General features: G+C 41.1%; 38 protein-coding genes and 1 pseudogene. 4 read left to right on the top strand and 35 right to left on the bottom strand.

Annotation, left to right across the window (positions count from 1 at the left end):
* The first annotated feature begins 19 nt into the window (after positions 1-19).
* Together HLV59_RS02275 and HLV59_RS02270 are read left to right on the top strand one after the other, a co-directional pair.
* Positions 20-229, top strand: a complete 210-nt coding sequence (locus HLV59_RS02275) for a YheV family putative zinc ribbon protein (protein WP_016142985.1) — start codon at positions 20-22, stop codon at positions 227-229.
* A gap of 11 nt (positions 230-240) precedes the next feature.
* Entirely contained in the window at positions 241-672 is a 432-nt protein-coding gene (locus tag HLV59_RS02270) for a hypothetical protein (RefSeq protein ID WP_016143553.1), read from the top strand.
* A gap of 165 nt (positions 673-837) precedes the next feature.
* Here the strand turns inward: HLV59_RS02270 and HLV59_RS02265 are convergent, their stop codons facing one another.
* From HLV59_RS02265 to HLV59_RS02245, 5 genes are all read right to left on the bottom strand, one after another.
* Positions 838-3033, bottom strand: a complete 2196-nt coding sequence (locus HLV59_RS02265; protein WP_016143554.1) for a TRAP transporter large permease subunit — start codon at positions 3031-3033, stop codon at positions 838-840.
* A 179-nt stretch (positions 3034-3212) separates the two neighbouring features.
* Complete coding sequence (gene rrtA, locus HLV59_RS02260; protein ID WP_031949421.1) at positions 3213-3788, bottom strand: rhombosortase; 576 nt, start codon at positions 3786-3788, stop codon at positions 3213-3215.
* A gap of 84 nt (positions 3789-3872) precedes the next feature.
* Positions 3873-4961: a hypothetical protein gene (locus HLV59_RS02255; RefSeq protein ID WP_014207738.1), complete on the bottom strand. Its 1089-nt coding sequence runs from the start codon at positions 4959-4961 to the stop codon at positions 3873-3875.
* A 770-nt stretch (positions 4962-5731) separates the two neighbouring features.
* A complete protein-coding gene (locus HLV59_RS02250; RefSeq protein WP_016143557.1) occupies positions 5732-6121 on the bottom strand; it encodes a hypothetical protein in 390 nt (129 codons plus the stop codon).
* A gap of 6 nt (positions 6122-6127) precedes the next feature.
* Positions 6128-6385 carry an FAD assembly factor SdhE gene (locus HLV59_RS02245; protein ID WP_016143558.1) on the bottom strand — a complete coding sequence of 86 codons (258 nt, stop codon included), beginning with the start codon at positions 6383-6385 and terminating at the stop codon, positions 6128-6130.
* Positions 6386-6573: 188 nt separating this feature from the next.
* Here HLV59_RS02245 and HLV59_RS02240 point away from each other — a divergent pair, with 188 nt between their 5' ends.
* Positions 6574-7746, top strand: coding sequence for an acyl-CoA dehydrogenase family protein (locus HLV59_RS02240; protein WP_016143559.1), 1173 nt, complete (start codon positions 6574-6576; stop codon positions 7744-7746).
* A 49-nt stretch (positions 7747-7795) separates the two neighbouring features.
* On the opposite strand, the gene HLV59_RS02235 is transcribed toward HLV59_RS02240, so the two are convergent.
* From HLV59_RS02235 to HLV59_RS02090, 30 genes and pseudogenes are all read right to left on the bottom strand, one after another.
* The gene (locus HLV59_RS02235) at positions 7796-9286 is read right to left on the bottom strand and encodes a flavin-containing monooxygenase (RefSeq protein WP_171429242.1); all 1491 of its coding nucleotides are present in this window, start codon (positions 9284-9286) and stop codon (positions 7796-7798) included.
* A 181-nt stretch (positions 9287-9467) separates the two neighbouring features.
* Positions 9468-9845, bottom strand: coding sequence for a 50S ribosomal protein L17 (gene rplQ / locus HLV59_RS02230; protein ID WP_002049717.1), 378 nt, complete (start codon positions 9843-9845; stop codon positions 9468-9470).
* Between the two features lie 18 nt (positions 9846-9863).
* Positions 9864-10871 carry a DNA-directed RNA polymerase subunit alpha gene (locus HLV59_RS02225; protein WP_002116730.1) on the bottom strand — a complete coding sequence of 336 codons (1008 nt, stop codon included), beginning with the start codon at positions 10869-10871 and terminating at the stop codon, positions 9864-9866.
* A 17-nt stretch (positions 10872-10888) separates the two neighbouring features.
* The gene (gene rpsD, locus HLV59_RS02220; protein WP_062850165.1) at positions 10889-11515 is read right to left on the bottom strand and encodes a 30S ribosomal protein S4; all 627 of its coding nucleotides are present in this window, start codon (positions 11513-11515) and stop codon (positions 10889-10891) included.
* 12 nt (positions 11516-11527) lie between these two features.
* On the bottom strand, positions 11528-11914 hold the full coding sequence (gene rpsK, locus HLV59_RS02215; protein WP_001040166.1) for a 30S ribosomal protein S11: 387 nt from the start codon (positions 11912-11914) through the stop codon (positions 11528-11530).
* A gap of 19 nt (positions 11915-11933) precedes the next feature.
* Positions 11934-12290, bottom strand: a complete 357-nt coding sequence (rpsM, locus tag HLV59_RS02210) for a 30S ribosomal protein S13 (protein WP_000090815.1) — start codon at positions 12288-12290, stop codon at positions 11934-11936.
* Positions 12291-12396: 106 nt separating this feature from the next.
* Positions 12397-12513, bottom strand: a complete 117-nt coding sequence (gene rpmJ, locus HLV59_RS02205) for a 50S ribosomal protein L36 (protein WP_000867907.1) — start codon at positions 12511-12513, stop codon at positions 12397-12399.
* A 20-nt stretch (positions 12514-12533) separates the two neighbouring features.
* Positions 12534-13853: a preprotein translocase subunit SecY gene (secY, locus tag HLV59_RS02200; RefSeq protein ID WP_171068081.1), complete on the bottom strand. Its 1320-nt coding sequence runs from the start codon at positions 13851-13853 to the stop codon at positions 12534-12536.
* A gap of 45 nt (positions 13854-13898) precedes the next feature.
* A complete protein-coding gene (gene rplO / locus HLV59_RS02195; protein ID WP_002116985.1) occupies positions 13899-14339 on the bottom strand; it encodes a 50S ribosomal protein L15 in 441 nt (146 codons plus the stop codon).
* A gap of 3 nt (positions 14340-14342) precedes the next feature.
* Complete coding sequence (gene rpmD, locus HLV59_RS02190; protein ID WP_000849088.1) at positions 14343-14519, bottom strand: 50S ribosomal protein L30; 177 nt, start codon at positions 14517-14519, stop codon at positions 14343-14345.
* A gap of 6 nt (positions 14520-14525) precedes the next feature.
* Positions 14526-15023, bottom strand: coding sequence for a 30S ribosomal protein S5 (gene rpsE, locus HLV59_RS02185; RefSeq protein ID WP_001141025.1), 498 nt, complete (start codon positions 15021-15023; stop codon positions 14526-14528).
* A 2-nt stretch (positions 15024-15025) separates the two neighbouring features.
* Positions 15026-15376: a 50S ribosomal protein L18 gene (gene rplR, locus HLV59_RS02180; protein ID WP_002049741.1), complete on the bottom strand. Its 351-nt coding sequence runs from the start codon at positions 15374-15376 to the stop codon at positions 15026-15028.
* Positions 15377-15390: 14 nt separating this feature from the next.
* Entirely contained in the window at positions 15391-15924 is a 534-nt protein-coding gene (rplF, locus tag HLV59_RS02175; protein WP_002116801.1) for a 50S ribosomal protein L6, read from the bottom strand.
* A gap of 13 nt (positions 15925-15937) precedes the next feature.
* Positions 15938-16333, bottom strand: a complete 396-nt coding sequence (gene rpsH / locus HLV59_RS02170) for a 30S ribosomal protein S8 (protein ID WP_002049732.1) — start codon at positions 16331-16333, stop codon at positions 15938-15940.
* An 11-nt stretch (positions 16334-16344) separates the two neighbouring features.
* On the bottom strand, positions 16345-16650 hold the full coding sequence (rpsN, locus tag HLV59_RS02165; RefSeq protein ID WP_002049689.1) for a 30S ribosomal protein S14: 306 nt from the start codon (positions 16648-16650) through the stop codon (positions 16345-16347).
* Positions 16651-16659: 9 nt separating this feature from the next.
* The gene (gene rplE / locus HLV59_RS02160) at positions 16660-17196 is read right to left on the bottom strand and encodes a 50S ribosomal protein L5 (RefSeq protein ID WP_002116961.1); all 537 of its coding nucleotides are present in this window, start codon (positions 17194-17196) and stop codon (positions 16660-16662) included.
* Between the two features lie 15 nt (positions 17197-17211).
* Positions 17212-17529, bottom strand: coding sequence for a 50S ribosomal protein L24 (gene rplX / locus HLV59_RS02155; RefSeq protein ID WP_002116820.1), 318 nt, complete (start codon positions 17527-17529; stop codon positions 17212-17214).
* A gap of 9 nt (positions 17530-17538) precedes the next feature.
* The gene (rplN, locus tag HLV59_RS02150) at positions 17539-17907 is read right to left on the bottom strand and encodes a 50S ribosomal protein L14 (protein ID WP_001982634.1); all 369 of its coding nucleotides are present in this window, start codon (positions 17905-17907) and stop codon (positions 17539-17541) included.
* Between the two features lie 92 nt (positions 17908-17999).
* Positions 18000-18257, bottom strand: a complete 258-nt coding sequence (rpsQ, locus tag HLV59_RS02145; protein ID WP_002116661.1) for a 30S ribosomal protein S17 — start codon at positions 18255-18257, stop codon at positions 18000-18002.
* Positions 18254-18451, bottom strand: coding sequence for a 50S ribosomal protein L29 (rpmC, locus tag HLV59_RS02140; RefSeq protein ID WP_000849928.1), 198 nt, complete (start codon positions 18449-18451; stop codon positions 18254-18256). Before rpmC ends, rpsQ begins: the two co-directional genes overlap by 4 nt.
* Positions 18451-18864, bottom strand: coding sequence for a 50S ribosomal protein L16 (gene rplP, locus HLV59_RS02135; protein WP_002049688.1), 414 nt, complete (start codon positions 18862-18864; stop codon positions 18451-18453). Before rplP ends, rpmC begins: the two co-directional genes overlap by 1 nt.
* Positions 18804-19620, bottom strand: a pseudogene (gene rpsC / locus HLV59_RS02130) (30S ribosomal protein S3). The gene rplP and the pseudogene rpsC overlap by 61 nt, the downstream one beginning before the upstream one ends.
* 1 nt (position 19621) lies before the next feature.
* A complete protein-coding gene (gene rplV / locus HLV59_RS02125; protein WP_001982638.1) occupies positions 19622-19951 on the bottom strand; it encodes a 50S ribosomal protein L22 in 330 nt (109 codons plus the stop codon).
* An 11-nt stretch (positions 19952-19962) separates the two neighbouring features.
* On the bottom strand, positions 19963-20238 hold the full coding sequence (gene rpsS / locus HLV59_RS02120) for a 30S ribosomal protein S19 (protein ID WP_001138119.1): 276 nt from the start codon (positions 20236-20238) through the stop codon (positions 19963-19965).
* A 13-nt stretch (positions 20239-20251) separates the two neighbouring features.
* Positions 20252-21076 (bottom strand): 50S ribosomal protein L2, encoded by an 825-nt coding sequence (gene rplB / locus HLV59_RS02115; protein ID WP_002049686.1) that lies wholly within the window; start codon positions 21074-21076, stop codon positions 20252-20254.
* A gap of 11 nt (positions 21077-21087) precedes the next feature.
* Positions 21088-21408, bottom strand: coding sequence for a 50S ribosomal protein L23 (gene rplW / locus HLV59_RS02110; RefSeq protein WP_002049693.1), 321 nt, complete (start codon positions 21406-21408; stop codon positions 21088-21090).
* A complete protein-coding gene (gene rplD / locus HLV59_RS02105) occupies positions 21405-22007 on the bottom strand; it encodes a 50S ribosomal protein L4 (RefSeq protein WP_002049755.1) in 603 nt (200 codons plus the stop codon). Before rplD ends, rplW begins: the two co-directional genes overlap by 4 nt.
* A gap of 11 nt (positions 22008-22018) precedes the next feature.
* Positions 22019-22657, bottom strand: coding sequence for a 50S ribosomal protein L3 (rplC, locus tag HLV59_RS02100; protein WP_002117051.1), 639 nt, complete (start codon positions 22655-22657; stop codon positions 22019-22021).
* 58 nt (positions 22658-22715) lie between these two features.
* On the bottom strand, positions 22716-23027 hold the full coding sequence (gene rpsJ, locus HLV59_RS02095; protein ID WP_000070912.1) for a 30S ribosomal protein S10: 312 nt from the start codon (positions 23025-23027) through the stop codon (positions 22716-22718).
* A 252-nt stretch (positions 23028-23279) separates the two neighbouring features.
* Entirely contained in the window at positions 23280-24008 is a 729-nt protein-coding gene (locus tag HLV59_RS02090) for a type 1 glutamine amidotransferase (RefSeq protein ID WP_171429241.1), read from the bottom strand.
* Positions 24009-24176: 168 nt separating this feature from the next.
* Here HLV59_RS02090 and HLV59_RS02085 point away from each other — a divergent pair, with 168 nt between their 5' ends.
* A complete protein-coding gene (locus HLV59_RS02085) occupies positions 24177-25367 on the top strand; it encodes a PLP-dependent transferase (RefSeq protein WP_171429240.1) in 1191 nt (396 codons plus the stop codon).
* The last annotated feature ends 41 nt before the right edge of the window (positions 25368-25408 follow it).

Genomic DNA, 25408 nt, shown 5'->3' with positions numbered 1-25408 from the left:
TGTGGTTAGGGTGATAAAGATGAAAAAACGTTTCATTGCTGGGGCAAAATGTCCAAAATGTGAAGCCATGGATCGGATTGTCATGCTAACCACCGCAGAAGACGAATGGATTGAATGTATCGAATGCGGTTATAGCGAAAACCGTCCGACTCATGTGGATGAGCCTGAAACGCCTGCTATACCTGATGAAATTGGGGTAATACAGTTCAAGCCACGTCGTCCCGACTAAAGGTCTTAAACATGCCACTACAAAGAAAACAAAACTCAAAATTATTATGGATTTTAATTGGGGGCTTAAGCATTCTCGTAGTGCTTTTTTTTGCAGCGCAATGGTTTTTTAAAAAAACCGAGTCGTCAGCACCACTGGTTGATCCACAACCTGTCTCGACACCTGCTCCTGCTAAACCGAAATCGGCTGATCCATTACCAAGTTCTGAACCCTTAGCTGAAAATGCAAGCTCTCAGCAACTTGTCAGTGAGAATATGCTTAAAGAACCAGTACCAGCCCAAGAGTCTTTAGCAAAGGAAGAGGTATCTAAACTTGAAGATATTCATCGCCAGCTAAAAGATCAGGAAGCCACCTTAAAAGCTCAGCATGCTGATGCTGATCAATTAACTAAACTCAAAGAAGAACAAGTTAAATTGCTTGAAGCTCAGCTCAAACAGCAATAGTTTTTGAGTAAACTCTTAAAAAAGCTAAAGTCATCTATCTTTAGCTTTTTTTATTTGGATTTTAAAATAGTACTAATTACCTGTTTCTAAATTTACTCAATCCACTTATTAAAAAAGCCCTCCATTTAGGAAGGCTTTTTTGTATAACCAATACTTTGATTTCAGTTATTTATACCAATCGAATAACTTAAATACATATGGCACATAAGTAACCAATACTAGTGATGAGAACAAGACAATAATTGGTAGCAACCAGCGCTCATAACGGAAGTAGAAGCTTGTATATTTCTCTTTCGCTTCTGCATCAGCAGCATTCACTTCATCATCTCCGACGGACAACCGCGTGAGTAGATGGTTCAAGGCAACTGGTGGTGTTACATAGCCAAACTCGAATGCAACTAATACAATCATCCAGAAATGAATTGGATGAATACCATTTTCGTATGCCACAGGTGCAATAGTTGCAGCAACTAAAATTACAGCACCAAACGGATCTGTACACATACCAATAATGGCAAGTAATAGCGCAATACATGCAAGTGAAATGTAAATACTGCCCAAATGAGTCGGTAATAATTCGACTACTTCAGAGCGTTCAATTAAACCACCTACACTTGCAGACAGGGCCATCAAGATAATCAGAGCACCAATATGACCTACAGTTTCTGAAGTCGCAAAACGAAGTGCTCCACCAAAACCGAGACGGAATTGAGAGCTATGCGGATCATGGGCACGTAGGAATGGTGATTTCTGTTCGTGTTCACGAACAATCGCCTCATGAATATTGATTGCAGGAGCTTCTTTTGTAGAGACCAATTTGTCATACAGGATCATTGCGATCAGAACTAATGGCAAAATTACTGGTGCAGTAAATTCGTTCATTCCTGTGTCTAGTGCATATTTATAAATCGCAAGAACAACAACAGTAATCAAAATGTATGGAATTACGGGTACAAAGGCACGCATCATGCCCGGAATCGCAACTTTTGGTGAATTCACACGGAATTTTTCTTCAGCCAAGAGTAATGAAACACCCAAGAAAATAAATGCAGTTAACCAAAATACATAGATACCATGACCAAACAGCTCATCGGAGGTTACATGACGGCTATCAAGCATTGCAATTAAAACAACAAGTAGACATGGACGTACAACTACCCCTAAAGAACCTGACATTGCAGACACAGCCAAAGCATATTGACGGCGAGCACCCGCATTCCAGACTTCTTTATAAATAATTGCACCTGCTGCAATAACGAAGATACCTGATGCACCTGTATAAGCTGTTGGTACAGCAGCAGCAATTAGAATTAACCAAGTTAAGGTTTCTGGTGCCAAGTTCCATGGACGAAGTACATTAAGGAACAAGTCCATAACGCGTGTTTGAGTCAAAAGCATACCTGCCCAAATAAATAAGGCAAGGTTTAAGAAAATACCTGAGAACTCAACCAATAAACCAAGGTAAATCCCTTGCCCCATTGGATAATCCATAAAGAACGTGAACGCTACGCCCGTAATCACAGCCATGTAAGCATATAAAGGCACACATAGTAAGGCTAAGCCAATATTACCGCCTTCACGTTTTGGTGGAGGTGAAACAAACAATTGGTAAAGACTAATTAAGGTCAGGACAACAAATAAAATCATCCAGATCCAGTAAATAGTCACTGTTTCATAGGTAGGTGTTACCCCGGAATTAATGACTGAACGATACTGACTAATTACAGAGGTACTTAGTAAAGCATTACCAATCACCATGAAGATGGAATAGACTTTGTAATCTATTTTTGTAGCTGGATTACGCAAGCCAATATGATGAAATTTCAACGATGCTGTAATCGCAGAAATTAGAACCATAAAGATGAGTAAAATTGCGCGATTTTCTGTACCGAATTTAAAAATACCAAAGAAACCTGTCTCGATAGCACGGTAAGTACGTACCCCTGGGTTAGCTTCGATATATTTAATGGTTTTATCATATGCCTGATATTTTTCATCACATTGTTGCTGCGCTGCGAGTAGCGATGCACGGACATCACTTTCTGACGCTGCACCAAAGAAACTTGCGAAATCATCAGACGCATTCGCTTTCATTTGTTCTTTTACTTGAGCCTCGATATTTGGATGTCGATCACAAGTCGGCTTTTCAGGTTCAGCACGCAAAAAAGAATATTGCATACCTGTAGCGGGGTCACCATAAAGACGCTCCCCGATACGTAATAACTGTCCGTGGATCATTTCCCCGGTACCAATTATCAGAGTCATTAATAGCAGAATAAGGATAACGAATGTTGAGATCCATTCGTTCCAGATATAACCCAGTAGACCTAATCCAGATCTTTTTTCTTGATGTTCTTGCATAAATATTCCAATTTTGTTCTCTCAAGTCCCTAAAAATTAAAGAATTGAGTCATGCAATTTTTCTTGGTCAGGGGTTAAATCCATCCCCCTTCTACCAATCCCTTTATTCAACGATCAAATTTGCATCAAACTTTGTTAATAAAGAATGACTAAAATCTCTTTTTTAACAGTTTGTATTGTCAATGTTTCTTTTTTAATCTCTGGAAAAGCCAATAGCATCCTCCAAAAATTGCTCCACCTATCGCTCCATATAAATGGGCTTCAGTTAAAACAGGGCTCCCTATTAACTGGGCAGTTCCTGTTTGGCCGAATGTATTTTCCCATATGAGTTTGGCTACGATTAAACCTAGTACCAACAAAGCGAAATTACGTTCTTTACGATATTGCAGATAAACTAAAGCAACCGCTGTATATAGCCCATGTAAAACACCAGATAGCCCTGCATACGCTTCGATATAAGGTAAATAAAAGTAGAACATCAAACTAATAAAAGGTGGCAACAGCAAAAGTAGGCTTAAAAGATGCCATGCTTTTGTATGCGGAAAGATAAAGGGTAAACAGGCGAATGCCATCATATTTAAAAGGAAATGAACCCATCCCACGTGTACCCAATGAGCAGTCCATAAACGCCAGAATTCACCAAGTAAACTTTCGCGCCAATAAATAAAAATATCAGGAAACACCTGTAAACAAGCAGATATGGAAATGCACACTGCGACCAAAAGCACTTTACTATTCAGTACATGATCCTTCATGGCACACTCCTTGAAATTAAACTTCTTACGATTATTGTAGAACTTAACAATAGACTCGCAAGAAGTTAGTCTTTCAAATATTCCTTACTGCGCTGCGGGTGGAGCAGATGAATCAGCAGGAACTTCAGATGCCGCTCCCCCATCAAACAACTCATCTAGCTCTGCGGCACCTTCATTCTTATCATCCCAGAAATGAGACATGCCATCATCTCCGGTACGTACACCAGTATGCTCAGTCCAATAACGGTCAGAGATACCACGTACAATAAGGCCAGCCATGCTATCGATTAACTTAAAATTGGGATTGACAGGTTTGTCATCAGCTTGAGACGCTGCATAAGATCTTAATGCATCACGGATTTTTGCATCATCACCGCTTGCTTGGGCAGCTACCGCATATAAAGCATGAGATAGGCGAACACCTTTTTTCTCACCAATCTGAATTGACTGTTTTAAAGTTTGGTATGGATCAGGCTTTCCTTCATCAGCACCTGGCAATAAGGTCCAGATAACTGCACGAGTTGCGTTAGGTGCACCCCAGAATTTTTCATTATCTAGACAAACCATGCCACGCTCTACAATAGCAGCGATATCTTTAGGGACATTGACTGCACCACCTGAGTTAATATCGTTGGTTACAGCTTGAAGACCACTGATCATTCCAAGTAAATAAACAGTTTGATCAGTATCATTACGCATTGTTGGGCAAGAATCACCTAAGTGATATTTATATTTAGATTCCCACCGATCAGCAAACAACTTATAACCCGTATATTGACGCTCAGCAGCAATTGCCGCCCAACGCTTTTGGGCAATACGTGCATCTTGAGCTTCTGTCACTTGACCAGCTTTTGAGGCACGCAAATAACGCAATTCCTGTTCTAATGCTTGGTTTTCCGCACATACACCTGAAGCTGCATACATTAATACCGCAACACGTGTTGGATCTGCGCCCATACCTTTAGTAGACATGATTGCTGGTGTTAAAGCACTACCAGTATTACAAACCATTTCAGCATCTTGCATTGCCAGAATAGGCGGAACGACGTGCTTTTCCGTAAAACCTAGAGCAACATTTGCTCCGGTTTTCACGACGTATGAACAACCTGATAAAACTGAAGCTGCAAGAAAACTCACCGCCAAACCTTGGCTTATTTTTTGGACTTTAGACATCTTCCTGTCCTCTATGTAATTTGTTTTTTCCTTTTCAGATGTACATTAGCAGATGCATATCTTGAATAAAAGAGTAATTACTCTAATTGTAGCGCTTATACTTTGACACACTTCACAGCAGATAAAATTGACAGTTTTTCAAGGAAACAGAAATTTTAGGCAAAAAAAAGTAGCATTGCGACGGTTCAGCACATGCTACTTATTAACTGGGATAAGCTTTTAACGGCTTATATTATTTTTGTTCTATATAATCCTTAAGTAAAGTTCCTGCTCTTCCTACTACTACAGCCATAACGACTGCAATTAACAGAAACATCCACATTGAAATCTCCATGAGAGACCTCCTTACTACAATCGCACCCAGTTATAAACTGGACACTTGATGAAATTAATCGATTAACCAATTTTAATAATTGACTGATCGACGACCTTGCATCCTCTGTCTCTTAACTTTGTTAATATTAACTCTGTTAAGATATTCCCTGAGTAAAGTTCCTGCTCTTCCTACTACCACTGCCAAAATTATGGCAATGACCAAGAACGACCATGTTGGCATCTCCATTTTGAGACCTCCGACACACTTTACGTTGGTGTTTGTACTTTAACCGATCAAATAGATACCCATAGGTGAAATTGTCAGACAATTGTCTTTCCTTGGCTTTTTTCTATATTTTAATTAGACAATCCTAAGCTCAAGGAATAAAAAAATAATTAAGTTTTTGTTTTTTATAATTTTTAAATAAATATACAATTGTAGAATTGTCTAACAATTAATAGAGTTTTTCTAAAACTTTTAATCTTTTCCACTGCTCAATAGAAAGCTGATCGAACCAAACAGTTGTTGCTTTCGCAGATGTCCCTTCAAAATAAATCACTACAAACATCTGATAATCAATTATTTTTCTAATTTCCGCACGGTAAATTTCTTTTTCCGAGTAATATGCAACCGACCATAATTTTTGATCTAAATATTCAATTTGAGATATTTGTGTTTGCTTTAAAAAGAAAATAAAACCAATAAATATAAAAATGACAGCACATAGCCACCATATCGGCATTAATAATTGATAAAGCAAGATTGCTAAACCCAAACCAATAAAAAGCTGAAATATTACCGAGACACGGCTATATTTCAGCTCAAAATTTAATTCTTTTATCAAAACAGTTTAGCCATGTACATACTGTTTTAATTTATAAATAAATTCACGTAACTCAGTACGTGGAGGCTCAGAAACTTCCATGAACCAATCTAATAAATCTGGATCTTCTTGATCAACTAACTCTGCAAATAATGCTTTTTCTGCTGGAGCAGCTTTTAAATAATAGTTTTTTACATACGGGTCAAAATAGACGTCAATTTCTTTTAAGCCGCGGCGTGCTCGATAAATTACTTTACGTTCTTCCAAGGTCATTTCGTCAGACATTTACGTCCCCATCTGCGTTGATAGTGCGCCTAGTTTACCTGATCACATCCTAAAGATCGCTAAAAATATCAAATTGACCAAATTTATCATCTTGTACTCATAATTGAGCATTCATCACATTGTTCGGGATGAAATGCTTCCGTATGTTTAGGATATAACATCACACCTGAACCAAGGAAGAAATACAAATGCAATCTGGTGCCATCCGTCCTATTCCAAATATGCTACCGAGACAATTATTCAATGAGGAACACGAAGCCTTCCGTGAGACAGTGCGCAAATTCTATGAAAAGGAAGTAGTTCCCAATATAGAAAAATATGAGAAACAGCAACATGTTGACCGAGATCTTTGGAATAAAGCTGGCGAATTAGGTCTTCTTTGCACCACAATGCCAGAGCAATATGGTGGTTCTGGGGTAGATCGCCTATACAGCATGATTCTTATAGAAGAACAAGCTTATGCTATGGACTCTAGTACGGGCTTTTCTTTGCATTCAGATATTGTTGCCAATTACGTAAATAACTTTGGTAATGAAGAACAAAAACAAAAGTGGTTACCAAAAATGGCAACCGGAGAAGTTGTCACTGCTATTGCCATGACAGAACCGGGCACTGGTTCAGATTTACAAGCGGTAAGAACCACAGCGGTTCTTGATGGTGACGAATATGTCATTAATGGTTCTAAGATTTTTATTACAAATGGCTACTTATGCGATATGGCCGTAGTCGTTTGTAAGACTGGTAATAGTGATAAAGGTTCGGCGAACTTATCCTTAATTATTGTAGAAGCAGATCGTGCTGGTTTTAGTAAAGGTAAACCTCTCAACAAAATTGGTATGAAGGGCCAAGATACTTGCGAATTATTCTTTGATAACGTTCGTGTTCCTAAAGAAAATCTTTTAGGCATGGAAGGTATGGGCTTTATCATGCTCATGAAAGAATTAGCATGGGAACGAATGTTAGTTGCTATCATTTGTCAGGCAGGTGCTGAAGCAGCATTTGCACATACCGTTCAATATACAAAAGATCGTAAGGCTTTTGGTAAACCTATAGGCGCATTTCAGAATACACGCTTTAAGCTTGCTGAACTTAGAACAGAAATCGATTTCTGTCGTACTTATCTAGATCGTTGTATGGAATTACAACTTGAAGAGAAGTTGAGTGTCGAAGCTGCCGCAGCTGCTAAATATAAAATTTCTGACATGTTCTCGAAGATTGTAGATGAATGTCTTCAATTACATGGTGGTTATGGCTATATGCTTGAATATCCAATTGCGCGTGCCTACATAGATCATCGAGCAAATCGAATTTATGCAGGTACAAATGAAATAATGAAAGAGTTAATTTCAAGAACACTTTGATACCCTCATAAGAAAGGGGCATTACGCCCCTTTTCTTATTTCATACGAATTAAGATACTAATTTTGGTTTACGCTCATTTGCTTCAGAACGCTTATGAAAATGAAGAATGCCATCTTCAAATTTTGCATTTTTTAGGGACTTTCTATCTTCTAAATAGTTATTAGTCACCTGCCATGGAGCACGCTTACCTTGTTTAGGAAGTTCATGTGCTGCACGATTGATATAACCTGAAGATAGTTTACCCATTACGGTATCTTCTTCCATCACCGTCTTATCACCCGATGGAATCACTTCATCATAACTATTTTTGTCCATATAGTTTAATAAGCGACAAATATATTCGGCAGCGATATCCACTTTAAGTGTCCATGATGCATTCACATAGCCAATAATCATAGCCATATTCGGGACATCACTGAGCATTATGCCGTTATAAAGCATATGCTCAGATGAATTAATTGGTTTCCCATCAAGAGTCGCTTGAACTCCACCCATAATCTGAACTTGTAGCCCTGTTGCAGAAACAATGATGTCAGCATCCAGATGTTTGCCAGATTTAAGCAAAACACCTTTTTCGGTAAATTTCTCAATCTGATCAGTTTCTACACTTGCTTTGCCTTCACGTAAAATCTTAAACAAGTCACCATCTGGCACTACACATAAACGCTGATCCCAAGGATTGTAGGAAGGCGTAAAATGCTTCATATCAACCTTACCTTTAAGTTGTACCTCAATTGCTTTTAAGAGCAAACGACGTACCGTTTTAGGATGTTTTTGAGATAACGCATAAATAGCGCGTTGCATACCGATGTTGCGAGCACGGGTAAATTTATAAGCTGCTTCTTCAGACATAAATTTACGCGTTTTTTCATAGATGAAATCGATAGAAGGAACGCTAGCAATATACGTAGGTGAACGCTGCAACATGGTCACATGTCCTGCCCCACCTTTAGCCATTGCTGGGACTAAAGTAATCGCTGTTGCACCACTACCAATAATAACCACCTTTTTACCCGCGTAATCTAAGTTTTCAGGCCAATGCTGTGGGTGAATTAGTTGCCCTTTAAATGCTTCTTGATTTGGGAAAGAAGGCGCATAGCCCTGATCATAGTTGTAGTAACCTGTACACCCTACAACAAAGTTGACAATCCAAGTCTGCTGTTTTTTATTGCTATCTTCAACTACAACCTGCCATTTTTTTGAAGCTGAATCATAATTAGCAGAAAGTACCCGATGACCAAAATGAATTTTTTCTTTTAATTTAAATTCATCAATTACTTCACCTAAATACCCTTTAATAGAAGCACCATCAGCTAATACATTCGCTTTACACCATGGTTTAAAGTTAAAACCAAAGGTAGACATATCTGAATCTGAACGAATACCAGGGTAGCGAAAAAGATCCCATGTTCCACCAAAAGACTCACGACGCTCTAAAATCTCGAATTGTCGCTGTGGAGAATTTTTTGACAAATGGGCAGCAACTCCAATTCCTGAAATACCTGCGCCAATGATTAAAATATCAACTTGCTTTTCCATTTTATTTTTATACCCATTGTTGAGAATATAAGTTTATTAAAACACAATTTTGACAATACACAATGTCAAGTTTGACCGTTTATCTACTTTTTTATGTCACTTGAGGACATTTTTATAATTTATTTTGTGACTAGAAATAAAAAAGACCGGTATAAAACCGGTCTTTCTTGAATAAAATCAATTATTCAGCTGAAGTGTTCACTTCACGATCTACAAGCTCAACGTAAGCCATCGGTGCTGCATCACCAGCACGGAAGCCCGCTTTAAGAACACGTAGATAACCGCCGTTACGTTCTTTGTAACGAGGGCCGAGTACGGTAAATAATTTACCAACAGTTGCAGCATTACGAGTACGAGCAAATGCTAAACGACGATTTGCTACAGTATCGTTTTTTGCTAGAGTGATTAAAGGCTCAGCAACACGACGTAATTCTTTAGCTTTAGGAACAGTTGTTTTGATCAACTCGTGTTCAAATAAAGAATTAGCCAAGTTTTGGAACATCGCTTTACGATGGCTGCTTGTACGGCCTAATTTCACACCACTATTACGATGACGCATGGTGATAGTCCTACTTAATTAACGGCTACGATAGGCAAAACGGTCGTCCATACGAAGACTAGCTGGTGGCCAGTTTTCAAGACGCATACCGAGTTGTAAGCCTTTCGATGCCAAAACATCTTTGATCTCTGTTAACGATTTTTTACCAAGGTTAGGAGTTTTTAACAACTCAACTTCAGTACGTTGAACAAGATCACCAATGTAGTAAATATTTTCTGCTTTCAAACAGTTAGCAGAACGAACAGTAAGCTCTAGATCATCTACTGGGCGAAGCAAGATTGGGTCAACTTCTTCACGAGGCTCTTGAGCAACTGGAGTTTGGTCTTTCTGAAGATCAACAAAAATTGCAATTTGTTGTTGCAAGATTGTTGCCGCTTTACGGATTGCTTCTTCAGGATCAACCGTTCCATTTGTTTCAAGGTCGATTACCAGTTTATCTAAGTCGGTACGTTGTTCTACACGCGCATTTTCAACGGTGTAAGAAACACGTTTAATCGGGCTATAAGAAGCATCTAACTGTAAACGACCAACAGGGCGTGTTTCACCTTCAGGGAAACGAGAATCAGATGTTTCATAACCACGACCTTGAGCAACTTTCAAGCGCATTTTTAATGAGCCTGAAGCACTTAAAGTACCGATTAAATGTTCTGGGTTAACCACTTCAACATTATGAGGTAAACGAAGGTCAGCAGCAGTAATATCGCCAGGACCTTGTTTTTCTAATGTTAAATATGCTTCATTTTGATCGAACAGCTTAATAGACAATCCTTTTAGGTTCAGCAAGAGCTCGACGATGTCCTGCTGCAAGCCTTCTAAAGTACTGTACTCGTGCTCGACACCTTCTATCTCTACTTCAACCACAGCAGCGCCAGGTAAAGAAGACAATAGAATGCGACGTAAAGCATTACCTAGAGTATGGCCAAAACCACGCTCTAAAGGTTCTAGAATCACTTTTGCCGAGGTCCCGCTTACCGCTTCGACCTTGATCGCTTGCGGAGTTAGAAACTCGTTTGCAGTACGCGTCATTATTGCTACCTCAAGGATTATTTAGAATACAATTCTACAATCAAGCTTTCGTTGATTTCAGCAGGTAAATCAGAACGATCTGGTGCAGCTTTAAACGTACCTTCAAGCTTAGAATGATCAACTTCGATCCAAGCTGGAATACCACGTTGTGTAGCTAACTCAATCGCGTTTTTAATACGCAATTGTTGTTTAGCACCTTCGTGAACCGCAATTACATCACCAGCTTTAACTTGAATAGATGCGATGTTTACACGACGACCATTCAAAGTAATGCTACGGTGACTTACTAACTGACGAGCTTCTGCACGTGTAGAACCAAAACCCATGCGATAAACAACGTTATCAAGACGGCTTTCAAGCAATTTCAACAAGTTCTCACCTGTTGCGCCTTTAACACGAGCTGCTTCTTTATAGTAGTTACTAAATTGACGTTCTAACACACCGTAAATACGACGGACTTTTTGTTTTTCACGTAATTGTAGTGAATACTCAGATTGCTTACCACCGCGTGCCTGACCATGTTGACCAGGAGCTTTGTTAGCTTTTTTAGTTTTGACGTCAAATGGTTTAACGCCAGATTTAAGTTGCAGGTCTGTCCCTTCGCGGCGAGAGAGTTTGCATTTTGGACCAATATAACGAGCCATGAATGTTTCTCCTTACACGCGACGTTTTTTAGGTGGACGGCAACCGTTGTGAGGAATTGGAGTCACATCGGTAATGCTGTTAATCTTATAACCCACTGCGCCTAATGCACGAACCGCAGACTCACGACCTGGACCAGGACCTTTTACAAGGACGTCCAGATTTTTCAAACCGTAATCCAAAGCTGCTTTACCAGCAACTTCAGCAGCTACCTGAGCAGCAAACGGAGTTGATTTACGTGAACCACGGAAGCCTTGTCCACCTGAGGTGGCCCAAGCCAATGCATTACCTTGACGATCAGTAATCGTAACAATGGTGTTATTAAAAGACGCGTGAATGTGTGCAACACCTTCAGAGACGGTACGGGTGACCTTCTTGCGTGTGCGAGTATCTTTAGCCATCTTTTAGCTTCCAGAAATCTTACTTTTTAATCGGTTTGCGCGGACCTTTACGGGTACGTGCGTTAGTTTTGGTGCGTTGACCACGGACAGGCAAGCTGCGACGATGGCGAAGGCCGCGGTAGCAACCCAAATCCATTAAACGTTTAATGTTCATGGAAATTTCGCGACGTAAGTCACCTTCGGTAGGAACCTTAGCAACTTCTGCACGAATCGCATCAAGCTGAGCATCGTCCAACTCACGGATCTTAGTAGTTTCAGTAATACCAACTGCAGCTAAGATATTCTTAGCAGTGTGGCGACCGATACCAAAGATATAAGTGAGGGAGATAACAGCATGCTTGTTATCCGGAATGTTTACACCGGCAATACGAGCCATTCACTTTCTCCAAAAAGGCAGTAGAGATAATCAACCGCCCCACAAAAATCTTGAGGGGCGGATATTAACCCAATTCGCCTACTGAAATCAACAGGTCTTGATTAGATTAACCTTGACGCTGCTTATGACGAGGTTCTGCGCTACAAATTACGCGAATAACCCCATTACGACGGATAACTTTACAGCTACCACAAATTTTCTTTACAGAAGCTTGTACTTTCATGATGAAACCTCTAAGTGCGCTTATCCCTTAGGATGAGCAGTCGTTTTTCTCATTAATGTTTGATTATCATATTGATGAGATGTTAAATGCGCTTGTAGCTGAGCCATAAAGTCCATAACAACGACTACTACGATCAATAATGAGGTACCACCTAAATAGAATGGAATCCCAAAAGAGCTTTGTAGAATCATTGGCATTAAACAAATGACCGTAATATAAATCGCACCAATAAATGTCAAACGATTAAGAATATGATCTAAGTAACGAGCAGTTTGCTCACCTGGGCGAATACCAGGCACATAAGCTCCGCTGCGTTTTAGATTTTCTGATACTTCCTTAGGGCTAAATACTAAAGCCGTATAAAAGTAACAGAAAAAGATAATTAACGCACCAAAGAGCACCAAATACAAAGGCTGTCCAGGCGACAATACTAAAGCTAGATCTTGTAAGCTACTTTTAATAAAACCAGCATTTGGATCTGCACTTCCCACCCATTGTCCAAGACTTGCTGGGAACAATAGTAAAGAACTTGCAAAAATCGCAGGAATTACACCAGCCATATTAATTTTTAATGGCAAATGCGTCTGCTGTGCTGTAAATATACGACGTCCCTGTTGCTTTTGCGCATAGTTTACTGGAATACGACGTTGTGCTTTTTCAATAAACACAATGGCTGCCAATACACCTAAAGACAAAAGACCAAAGATTACAAGACCAATTAAACTTGTTTGACCATTATCTACAGAAGATACTGATTGCATAATTAAATTAGGCAAACCAGCAACAATCCCTGCAAAAATAATCATTGAGATACCGTTACCAATACCTCTTTCAGTGATTTGCTCACCCAGCCACATTAAGAACATAGTTCCAGCGACAAGTGAAGTAACTGCAGGTATATAAAAGGCAAGGCCAACTGTCAGAGTAATACCCTGACCGATCAAACCTGCGCACATACCGACTGCCTGAACCACTGCAAGTAATAAAGTGCCCTGACGCGTATATTGATTAATTTTACGCTTACCTTGCTCACCTTCCTTTTTCAAGGCTTCAAGTGAAGGAATTACTGTTGACATTAACTGCACAATAATTGATGCAGAAATGTAAGGCATAATCCCTAAAGCAAGAATAGACATTCGCTCTAAAGCACCGCCAGAAAACATATTGAATAGCCCAAGAATAGTTCCTTGGTTCGCATGAAATAAATTTTCTAACGCAGCATTATTAATGCCTGGTACTGGAATATGCGCTCCTAGTCGAAAGACCAGCAATGCACCGATTAGAAAACTCATCCGGCGAATAATTTCACGATATTTCACATGAAATGGCTGACCTTTCATCATGTTGACATGACCTGAAGAACTAGGAGACATAGACACTCGAGATTACTCCTCGACTTTACCGCCAGCTGCTTCAATCGCAGCTTTAGCGCCTTTAGTCAATGCAACACCTTGAACAGTGAATGCACGAGTGATTTCACCAGAAAGTACGATACGAGCACGAATTTGGTCACGACGAACAACATTCGCAGCTTTCAAAGTTTCCAGGCTAACGATGTCGCCTTCAACCTTGCTTAACTCAGATAAACGTACTTCAGCAGTTTTTAAAGCGATTTGGCTAGTGAAACCGAATTTAGGTAAACGACGATAAATCGCTGTTTGACCACCTTCAAAGCCTGGACGAACGCCACCACTTTTACGTGATTTTTGACCTTTGACACCACGGCCACCAGTCTTACCAACGCCAGAACCGATACCACGGCCTAAACGACGGTGTTCACGTTTTGCACCTTCTGCAGGCGCAAGTTCATTTAAACGCAGAGTCATGGCTTATTCCTCTACACTAACCATATAGTAGACTTTGTTGATCATACCGCGGTTAGAAGGCGTATCTTGCACTTCTACAGTATGACCAATACGACGCAGACCTAAACCTTGTAAGCAAAGCTTGTGATTTTTCAAGCGATGTGAAGAAGATTTAGTCTGGGTAACTTTAATCGTTTTCATGATTGATTACCCTTGAATTTCTTCTACTGATTTACCACGTTTCGCAGCGACTTTCTCAGGAGAAGTCATATCACGCAAACCTTTAAAAGTTGCGTTTACTACGTTTGCAGCATTAGTAGAACCATAACATTTAGCAAGTACGTTATGTACACCTGCAGCTTCTAGAACGGCACGCATAGCGCCACCAGCAATTACGCCAGTACCTTCAGAAGCAGGTTGCATATATACACGGCTTGCACCATGACGAGCATTCACAGGGTGTTGTAAAGTAGTACCTGCAAGGTCTACAGTAATCATGTTGCGACGTGCAGCTTCAAGTGCTTTAGAAATAGCAGCTGGAACTTCACGAGCTTTACCACGACCAAAACCAACACGACCATTACCATCACCCACAACAGTTAATGCTGTGAAAGAGAAGATACGACCACCCTTAACAACTTTGGCTACACGATCAACGGCAACCAGCTTTTCAACAAGACCTTCGTTTTGTTCAACTTTAGCCATGATTAGAACTCCAAGCCGTTTTCACGAGCAGCATCAGCCAAGGCTTTGATACGACCATGATATTTAAAACCAGAACGGTCAAATGCAACTTTAGTTACACCAGCTGCTTTCGCACGCTCTGCGATTAAAGCGCCTACTTTAGTAGCTGCGTCTACATTACCTGTAGTACCGCTACGTAAAGATGCATCCAAAGTTGAAGCTTGTGCTAAAACTTTGCCACCATCTGCTGAAATAACTTGAGCATAGATGTGACGCGGAGTGCGGTTTACACACAAACGAGTCGCACCCAATGCACGAATGTGCAAGCGTGTGCTTTTCGCACGACGCAAACGGGATTGTTTCTTTTCGTTCATAAGAACCTCGCGCCTTATTTCTTCTTAGCTTCTTTACGAAGAATGACTTCATCCGAATAACGAACACCTTTACCTTTATATGGTTCAGGAGAACGATATGCACGGATTTCTGCCGCTACTTGACCTAACAACTGCTTGTTTGCTGATTTCAAAATGATTTCAGTAGCAGTTGGAGTTTCCGCTGTTACACCTTCAGGTAAAGCGTAGTCAATTGGGTGTGAAAAACCAAGGTTAAGGTTAACAACAGTACCTTTAACCGCAGCTTTATAACCAACGCCAACTAGCTGCAACTTACGTTCGAAGCCTTCACTAACCCCTTTTACAAGGTTATTCAATACAGCGCGAGCAGTACCAGCTTGCATCCAAGCATCTTTCGATTCTTTAACTGGAGCAAGTTGAAGTTTACCTTCTTCCTGTTTTAGCTCGACCAGCGCATGCAGGTTGAAAGACAATGTACCTTTGCTGCCTTTCACTTCGACCTGCCGGCCGTTCTGAGTAACTGCTACACCATTAGGTACAGTTACTGGGGCTTTAGCCACACGAGACATGAGGAATCACCTATTAAGAAACAAAAGCAATAACTTCACCACCAACGCCCGCAGCACGTGCAGCGCGATCAGTCATGATGCCTTTGCTTGTAGAAACAATTGCAATACCTAAACCTTGCTTAACGCTTGGAAGTTTATCTTTACCACGGTATTGGCGAAGACCTGGACGGCTTACGCGTTTAACCATTTCGATAACTGGTTTGCCTTCGAAATATTTTAAAGTAATTGTCAAAGTAGATTTTGTCTCTTCTTGAGCAACTTCTACATTTGAAATATAACCTTCTTGTTGAAGTACGTTTGCAATTGCAACTTTCAACTTAGAAGAAGGCATAGAAACAGTTTGTTTCTTAGCCATTTGTGCGTTACGAACACGTGTTAGCATGTCGGCAACGGTATCTTGCATACTCATTTAGTCGCTCCTTACCAGCTTGCCTTAACAACGCCTGGTACATCACCCTGCATTACTGTGTCACGTAATTTGTTACGGCTTAAACCGAACTTACGGAAGTAACCATGAGGACGACCAGTTAAACCACAACGGTTACGAAGACGTACCGGAGATGCATTACGTGGCAATGCTTGTAACTTTAACATCGCTTCGAAACGCTCTTCTTCACTTGCATTTACGTTTGCAATCGTAGCTTTTAATTCAGCACGTTTTGCAGCGTATTTAGCAACTGTTTTTTCGCGTTTCAATTCGCGATTAATCATACCTTTCTTAGCCATATCGACCTCTTATTTGAACGGGAAGCCGAATGCACGCATAAGCGCACGGCCTTCGTCATCGGTGCGAGCAGTCGTAGTAATAGTAATATCCATACCACGAATACGATCAATCTTATCGAAATCGATTTCAGGGAAAACGATTTGCTCTTTCAAACCCATTGAGTAGTTACCACGACCATCAAATGATTTCGAAGAGAAACCACGGAAGTCACGGATACGAGGGATTGCGATTGAGATCAAACGGTCCAAGAATTCGTACATTTGGTCGCCACGTAAAGTAACTTTACAACCAATCGGCCAACCATCACGGATTTTGAAACCAGCGATAGATTTACGAGCAAGTGTAATTACTGGTTTTTGACCAGCAATTAATTGCATGTCGACTACAGCACCATCTAATAATTTCTTATCAGTTGCAGCTGCGCCTACACCCATATTTAGGGTAATTTTTGTGATGCGTGGAATTTCCATCACGTTCTTAATGCTAAGTTCTTCTTGTAACTTCGCTTTAAGTTCTTCGTTGTAACGTGCTTTAAGTCTGGCCATTGCCTTTTCAACCTATTACTTCGCTACCGCCACTGATTCACCATTTGATTTGTAAACGCGAGTTTTCACGCCATCAATCACTTGGTAACCAACACGGTCAGCCTTCTGGGTTGTAGCATTTAAAATTGCCACGTTTGAAATATGAAGCGAAGCTTCTTGAGTAACGATACCGCCTTCAGCGCCAGTTACACGATTCGGCTTTTGATGCTTCTTCACTAAGTTAAGGCCTTCAACCTTAACGCGGTCTTCAGAAACAGACAATACAGTACCCTGTTTGCCTTTTTCTTTACCTGCGATCACGATAACTTGATCGCCTTTTTTAATCTTAGCCATGATTGCCTCTTATAGAACTTCAGGAGCCAATGAAATGATTTTCATGAACTGTTCAGTACGAAGTTCACGAGTCACTGGTCCGAAGATACGAGTAGCAATCGGAGCTTTGTTGTTGTTCAGGATAACTGCAGCATTATCATCAAAACGGATCACAGAACCATCTGGACGACGAATGCCGAATTTAGTACGAACTACAACCGCATTCATCACGTCACCTTTTTTAACACGTGCGCGTGGGATTGCTTCTTTTACAGTAACTTTAATAATGTCGCCAACAGAAGCATAACGACGATGTGAACCACCAAGTACTTTAATACATTGTACGCGGCGAGCACCACTGTTGTCTGCTACGTCGAGCATAGTTTCGGTTTGAATCATTGCCCTACTCCAAAACCGAGCATCACCGGTCACAATTTCGAAAGGCTCAAAGAGTACTCGAAATTGACCGATGATGCAACAAGAACGTCGAATTACTCAGCAGCTGCTTCAACTACTTCCACTAAAGTCCAAGCTTTAGTTTTAGAAATTGGGCGGCTTTCTTTAATGGTCACAACATCGCCAAGTTTAGCAACATTGTTCTCATCATGAGCGTGTAACTTAGTTGAACGGCGAATTGATTTGCCATACAACGGGTGTTGAACGCGGCGTTCGATAAGAACAACAATAGACTTGTCCATTTTGTCGCTTACTACTTTGCCGGTTAACGTGCGGACTGTTTTTTCACTCATTGTCCGTTCCCCTGTTTTTCGGTAAGGAGTGTCTTAATACGAGCAATTGTCTTACGAGCAACTTGCACTTCATGCGATTTACCCAACTGACCAGTTGCTTTCGCCATACGAAGACGGAATTGATTAAGCTGTTGCTCATCAAGCAAAGCTTTCAACTCTTCTACCGATTTTTCACGTAGATCTTTAGTTTTCATTACATTACCGTCCGAGTCACGATAGTGGTTTTAAACGGAAGTTTAGCAGCAGCTAAAGCAAATGCTTCACGCGCTAATTCTTCGTTCACACCTTCAATTTCGTACAGGATCTTACCTGGTTGGATCTGGCAAACCCAGTACTCCACGCTACCCTTACCTTTACCCATACGCACTTCAAGAGGCTTTTGAGTAATTGGTTTATCCGGGAATACGCGAATAAAGATTTTACCACCACGCTTAATACGGCGGCTAATAGTACGACGTGCAGCTTCAATCTGACGAGCAGTCATACGACCACGTTCAGTTGCTTTAATTGCAATCGAACCAAATGATACTGTACTACCACGATGCGCTAGACCAGTATTACGGCCTTTGTGCACCTTACGGAATTTGGTACGTTTAGGTTGCAACATGGATTATTCTCCCTTGTCAGCAGCACGGTCACCGCGACGACCACGACGCTCTTGACCTTCACCACGACCACGACCACGTTTAGCTGGACGATCTTCAGCAGGAGCAGGGTTCATGACTTGTTTCATGCCACCTAAAATCTCGCCACGGAAAATCCAAACTTTAACACCAATCGTACCGTAAGTTGTTTCTGCACGCATAGTTGCATAGTCAATGTCTGCACGTAGCGTATGTAAAGGCACACGACCTTCACGATACCATTCTGTACGAGCAATCTCTGCACCACCTAAACGGCCAGACACTTCAACTTTGATACCTTTAGCACCAGCACGCATAGTGTTTTGAACCGCACGCTTCATAGCACGACGGAACATTACACGCTTTTCTAATTGAGAAGCGATAGCTTCAGCAACTAAACGCGCATCTAAGTCTGGGCGATCAATTTCGTTGATACTTACTTGCGCAGGAACACCCATAATGCTGGTAAGTTCGCGCTGTAATTTCTCAATATCTTCGCCTTTTTTACCGATTACGATACCAGGACGAGCTGTGCTAATAGTTACTTTAGCAGCGCCTGATGGACGTTCGATAAGAATATTGCTTACCATCGCATTCTTAAGTTTTTTAGTTAAAAACTCACGAACTTGAAGATCTTTAAGCAAGTATTCAGCGTATTGTTTCGGATTCGCATACCAGTTAGCGTTATGACGTTTCACAACACCTAGGCGGATACCGATTGGATGAACCTTCTGACCCATATCAAACCCCTACCTTAACGGTGATGTGACAAGTACGCTTAGTAATACGATCTGCACGGCCTTTAGCACGTGGCATAATACGTTTAAGGCTCATGCCTTCGTCAACGTAAATCGTAGATACTTTAAGATCGTCAACATCTAAACTGTTATTGTGTTCAGCGTTTGCAATCGCAGATTCCAATGCTTTTTTCACTAAAACAGCAGCTTTTTTATTGCTGAAGTTTAAGATGTTTAAAGCATGCGCAACAGATTTGCCGCGAATAAGATCTGCAACCAAACGTGCTTTCTGTGCCGAGATAGCGGCACCGCGTAATTTAGCAGTTACTTCCATCATGACACCTATTAACGTTTAGATTTCTTGTCAACACCGTGACCACGATAGGTACGAGTTGGCGCGAATTCACCGAGTTTATGACCAACCATATGCTCAGTAACAATTACTGGAACGTGGTTACGACCATTATGAACAGAAATTGTTAAACCAACAAAATCTGGAAGGATCATCGAACGACGAGACCAAGTTTTAATCGGCTTGCGAGAGTTACTAGCAACAGCCGCTTCAACCTTAGCGAACAAGTGCGCATCGACGAATGGGCCTTTTTTCAGAGAACGAGGCATTAGTCAGATTCCTTTACTTGACGCGACGGTCGCGAATAATCATCTTAGTCGTACGCTTATTGGTACGTGTCTTGTACCCTTTAGCTTTTTGACCCCATGGGCTTACAGGTTGAATACCTTTGTTACGCCCTTCACCACCACCGTGCGGGTGATCAATTGGGTTCATCGCCATACCACGTACGGTAGGACGAACACCACGCCAGCGCGAAGCACCAGCTTTACCCAATGAACGAAGGTTGTTTTCTTGGTTAGAAACTTCACCAATTACAGCGCGGCATTCAACATGTACTTTACGCATTTCGCCTGAACGAAGACGAATAATTGCGTAAGAACCATCACGACCCAATAACTGAACAGAAGCACCAGCAGAACGCGCTAATTGCGCACCCTTACCAATTTTAAGTTCAACGTTATGAAGTGTAGAACCGATCGGCATATTACGAAGTGGCAAGCAGTTACCTGGACGAATTGGAGCATCGTTACCAGATTGTACTTTATCGCCAGCACGTAAGCCTTTAGGTGCGATGATATAACGACGCTCACCATCAGCATATTTCAATAAAGCAATATGTGCTGTACGGTTTGGATCGTATTCAATACGCTCTACAACAGCTGGAATGCTGTCTTTGTTACGTTTGAAGTCAACAATACGGTAGTGTTGTTTATGACCACCACCAACGTGACGAGTAGTAATGTGACCGTTATTATTACGACCACCAGTACGTTTTTTAGCTTCAACCAACGGTGCGTAAGGAGCGCCTTTGTGAAGATGGTCATGAACCACTTTCTCTACAAAGCGACGTCCTGGAGACGTTGGCTTACATTTTTGAATCGGCATAATTTTCGTCCTTATTCCGCTGCGCTTTCAGCGGTATCGCCCAAGTCAGCCATTTCAACATCTTGGCCAGCTTTCAGGGTGACGTATGCTTTTTTAACATCAGAACGGCGTCCCAATGTACGACCAAAGCGCTTAGTCTTACCTTTAGTAATAGTTGTGTTAACTTTAACAACTTCTACACCAAAAAGTTTTTCAACTGCTTTTTTGATTTCAAGTTTAGTAGCATTGATGTCTACTTTAAATACTTGAACACCAACAGTATCACCTAATACTTGTGCCTTTTCTGAGAAGACTGGTCCTTTAAGGACTTGATAGATACGTTCGTTGTTCATCCGAGTTCTACCTCAATTTTCTTAGCAGCAGCTACAGACATCACAACTTTATCAAACGCGATCAAGCTTACAGGATCGATTGCAGTTGCATCTACCACATCTACATGCGGAAGGTTGCGTGCTGCAAGATATAAGTTCTCATCTACAGCGTCAGTAACGATTAATGCACGAGCAGCATTTAAGTCGTTAAGCTTTGCAAGCAATTCTTTAGTTTTTGGAGCTGCAACAGCAAACTCTTCAACTAATACAAGACGATCTTGGCGAACAAGTTCAGCTAAGATACATTGCATTGCACCGCGGTACATCTTACGGTTTACTTTTTGAGACCAATCTTGTGGACGAGCAGCAAAAGTTTTACCACCGCCAACCCAGATAGGGCTACGAATAGAACCCGCACGAGCACGACCAGTACCTTTTTGACGGAATGGCTTTTTACCACCGCCAGAAACGTCTGCACGTGATTTCTGAGCACGAGTACCTTGACGACCACCTGCTAAATAAGCAGTAACAACTTGGTGTACAAGAGCTTCGTTAAATTCACGTCCGAAAGCAACTTCAGACAATTCAACAGCAGAGCCGGAAACAGTTTTCAAATTCACGGTATTTCCCCTCAGGCCTTGATGGTAGGACGTACAATCACGTCGCCGCCAGTTGCACCAGGAATTGCACCTTTAACAACTAAAACAGAACGTTCAGCGTCAATAGATACGATTTCAAGACCTTGTACTGTTACGCGTTCATCACCTAAGTGACCAGCCATTTTCTTGCCTTTGAACACGCGTCCAGGAGTCTGGTTTTGACCTGTAGAACCTAATACACGGTGAGAAACTGAGTTACCGTGAGTAGCGTCTTGGGTACGGAAGTTCCAACGTTTAACACCACCTTGGAAACCTTTACCTTTTGATTGACCAGTTACGTCAACTACTTGACCAACTGTGAACAAATCAACGCCAATAGTGCCGCCAACTTCACGACCTTCAAGCTCAGCTTCAGTAACACGGAACTCTTTAACCAAACGACCAGCAGCAACACCAGCTTTCGCGAAGTGACCTTTCTGAGCGTTAGTTACGCGAGATTCGCGACGTTCACCAGTAGTTACTTGAACAGCTTGATAACCATCAGTTTCAAGTGTTTTGATTTGCGTAATGCGGTTTGGATCGACTTCGATGACTGTAACAGGTACAGAAACACCTGCATCTGTAAAGATGCGAGTCATACCACATTTGCGACCGACTAAACCAATAGCCATGTGCATAAACCTCTAAAAAAGCGGCCTAATTAACTTAGAAGTTAATCAACCGAAAGCCTTAACCCAAAGCGATCTGAACATCAACACCAGCCGCAAGATCTAATTTCATCAATGCATCAACAGTTTTATCTGTAGGTTGAACGATATCGATCAAACGTTTATAGGTGCGGATTTCGTACTGGTCACGCGCATCTTTGTTAACGTGCGGTGAAGTAAGAACGTTGAAGCGTTCGATGCGAGTAGGCATCGGAATTGGACCACAAACTTGTGCGCCAGTACGCTTAGCGGTTTCTACGATCTCTTGAGCAGATTGATCAATCAGACGATGATCAAAAGACTTCAAACGGATACGAATTCTCTGGTTAGACATACCAGTAAACTCCAAGCCAAACATATAAAGAATCACCCTTGACGCATCTCACCCATTGGTAAGTGTCAAAGGCAGTGAAAATCACTAAGGTCATGATCGATGCCACGACTGTAATGCACATTTACTACTTTCTTCGCAGTAAATGCCCCTCCTTTTGAGGGTCGCCCATTATAACGATTGTTTAAGTCTTATGCAATTCTCTTTTTCTATTTTTTGTTCAAAACCTGCTTTAACCGAGCATTGATAAATCATTTAAGCATTTATGACAAATTCAATCGCTTTATTTAAGAGTTGATTACCTTGTTCAAATTTTTGCGCTTCCGAATATTGCAGCTCACTCGCAGATTGAACGTATTCTCCATTAAAAATAGATAGCACCTCTTCATTTTCAAGCAAGAGTTTTAAAGTCGCAGGTGTCATCTCTGGATGGAATTGAAAGCCCAACACATTTTTCCCAATTTGATACATCTGATTGCGACAAGCTATATTCTCAGCCAAATGTATGGCACCTTTCGGTATTTCAAATGTTTCACTGTGCCACTGCATCACCTTTATTTTTTCAGGTAATGGGAAACTGTCTTGGGGCAGGTTTGCTACTCTTTGAACTGTCGACCATCCAAGCTCCTGATAGCGGTTTCGACTGACTGCCGCCCCTAATGCATTAGCAATTAACTGCCCACCCAAGCAAAGGCCTATAGCCGGCTTCCCTGCTGCCAAATAACGACGTAACCATCTTTTCTCAATCTTAAGCCATGGATAATTAGCCTCGTCATTTACACTCATGGTACCCCCCATGACCAATAACAAGTCAACTTCATCAATTCGGGGTAAAGCTTCAATTTCAAGTGACCGATCGACAGGAAGTGCAAAAAACTCCGTAGAACTAATAGTCGCATGGTGAGCTTTCAAAAATGAATAACAACTTCCAAAGCCTTCACCAGCGATATGTTGAAAATAATGAACTCTTAAATGCGACTTCATGCGCTTAAACCTATTGTTGTTAGAATGTTGTAGAGGTCTTTGCAAAAATAAAGCCAAGTTTTTGTTTTATGGGTCAACTGTAACGAAACGTCTTACAAAACTTTATAAATCTAGCGAATAGTTTAAATTTCTCTTAATCTAACTTTATCATTTAAATCATAACGCACTATGAAAAAGCATAACGATTTTCAGACTCGTCTCATTCATGCCCCAAGAAAGGCTCCGCAATTCATTGAAACAGTGCAACCTCCCCTATTTCGCGCATCAACTATTATTTTTAAATCGACTTCGCACCTTTTTGATCGTCACTGGACTGACCCTTATGACTATAGTTACGGAACACATGGCACTCCTACTACCTTCACACTAGGCGACAATATTGCGCAAATTGAAGGTGGTCTGCATTGTTTACTTGCACCGAGTGGTTTATCAGCAATTAATATTGTGAACTCAGCGTTTTTAAGCACCAATGATGAAGTATGGGTTCCAGACAATATTTACGGACCAAATCTAGAGCACCTAAATTATCTACAAGATCAATATGGGATTATTGTTAAAGTATATAACCCCATTGACGCTGCAAGTTTTCAACCCACCGACAGAAGTAAACTACTATGGCTAGAGGCTGCGGGCTCCGTTACCCTAGAATTCCCCGATCTTAAAACTCTAGTCAAAAAAGCTAAAGAACATGGTGTTTTAACAGCCCTAGATAACACTTGGGGAGCCGGGCTTGCGTTTAATGCTTTTAATTTTTCTGATGAACATTTATCAGTCGACCTGACCGTTCACGCACTCACCAAATATCCGAGCGGTGGTGGTGACATCTTAATGGGCAGCATTGTAACTCGCGATGAAAAACTGCATCACCGCTTATTCCGTACACACGCCATTTTAGGTATTGCAGTTTCGGGAGACGATGCAGCTCAGATTCAACGTAGCCTTGCTCATATGTCTTTACGCTATGAACAACAGTCAGCTAATGCACAAATATTACTTAAATGGCTAAAGAACCAACATCAATTTGCGCAAGTTTTACATCCAAGCGATGACACTTCACCCGGCCATCAATACTGGCAAGAAATCTGCACCACCAGTCAAAGTGCTGGTTTAGTCAGCGTCATTTTTAAACCTGAATATGACATTACGGCAGTACGTCTTTTCTGCGATGCATTAGCATTATTTAAGCTTGGTTTTAGCTGGGGTGGCCCCGTTAGCCTGATTATGCTTTATGATTTAAAAATGATGAGAAAACTTGAAAATACACATTTACAACAAGGATTATTGGTTCGATTCTGTATAGGACTAGAAGATCCGCAAGATTTGATACAAGATATCGAAAATGCACTGAAACAACTGTAAAACGACAAGATTATAGTGACTCAAACCATAGGATAAAAATA

The organism is Acinetobacter lactucae (genome assembly GCF_013122135.1).
Taxonomy (GTDB): Bacteria; Pseudomonadota; Gammaproteobacteria; order Pseudomonadales; family Moraxellaceae; genus Acinetobacter; species Acinetobacter lactucae.
This window is presented reverse-complemented; position numbering and strand designations above follow the sequence as displayed.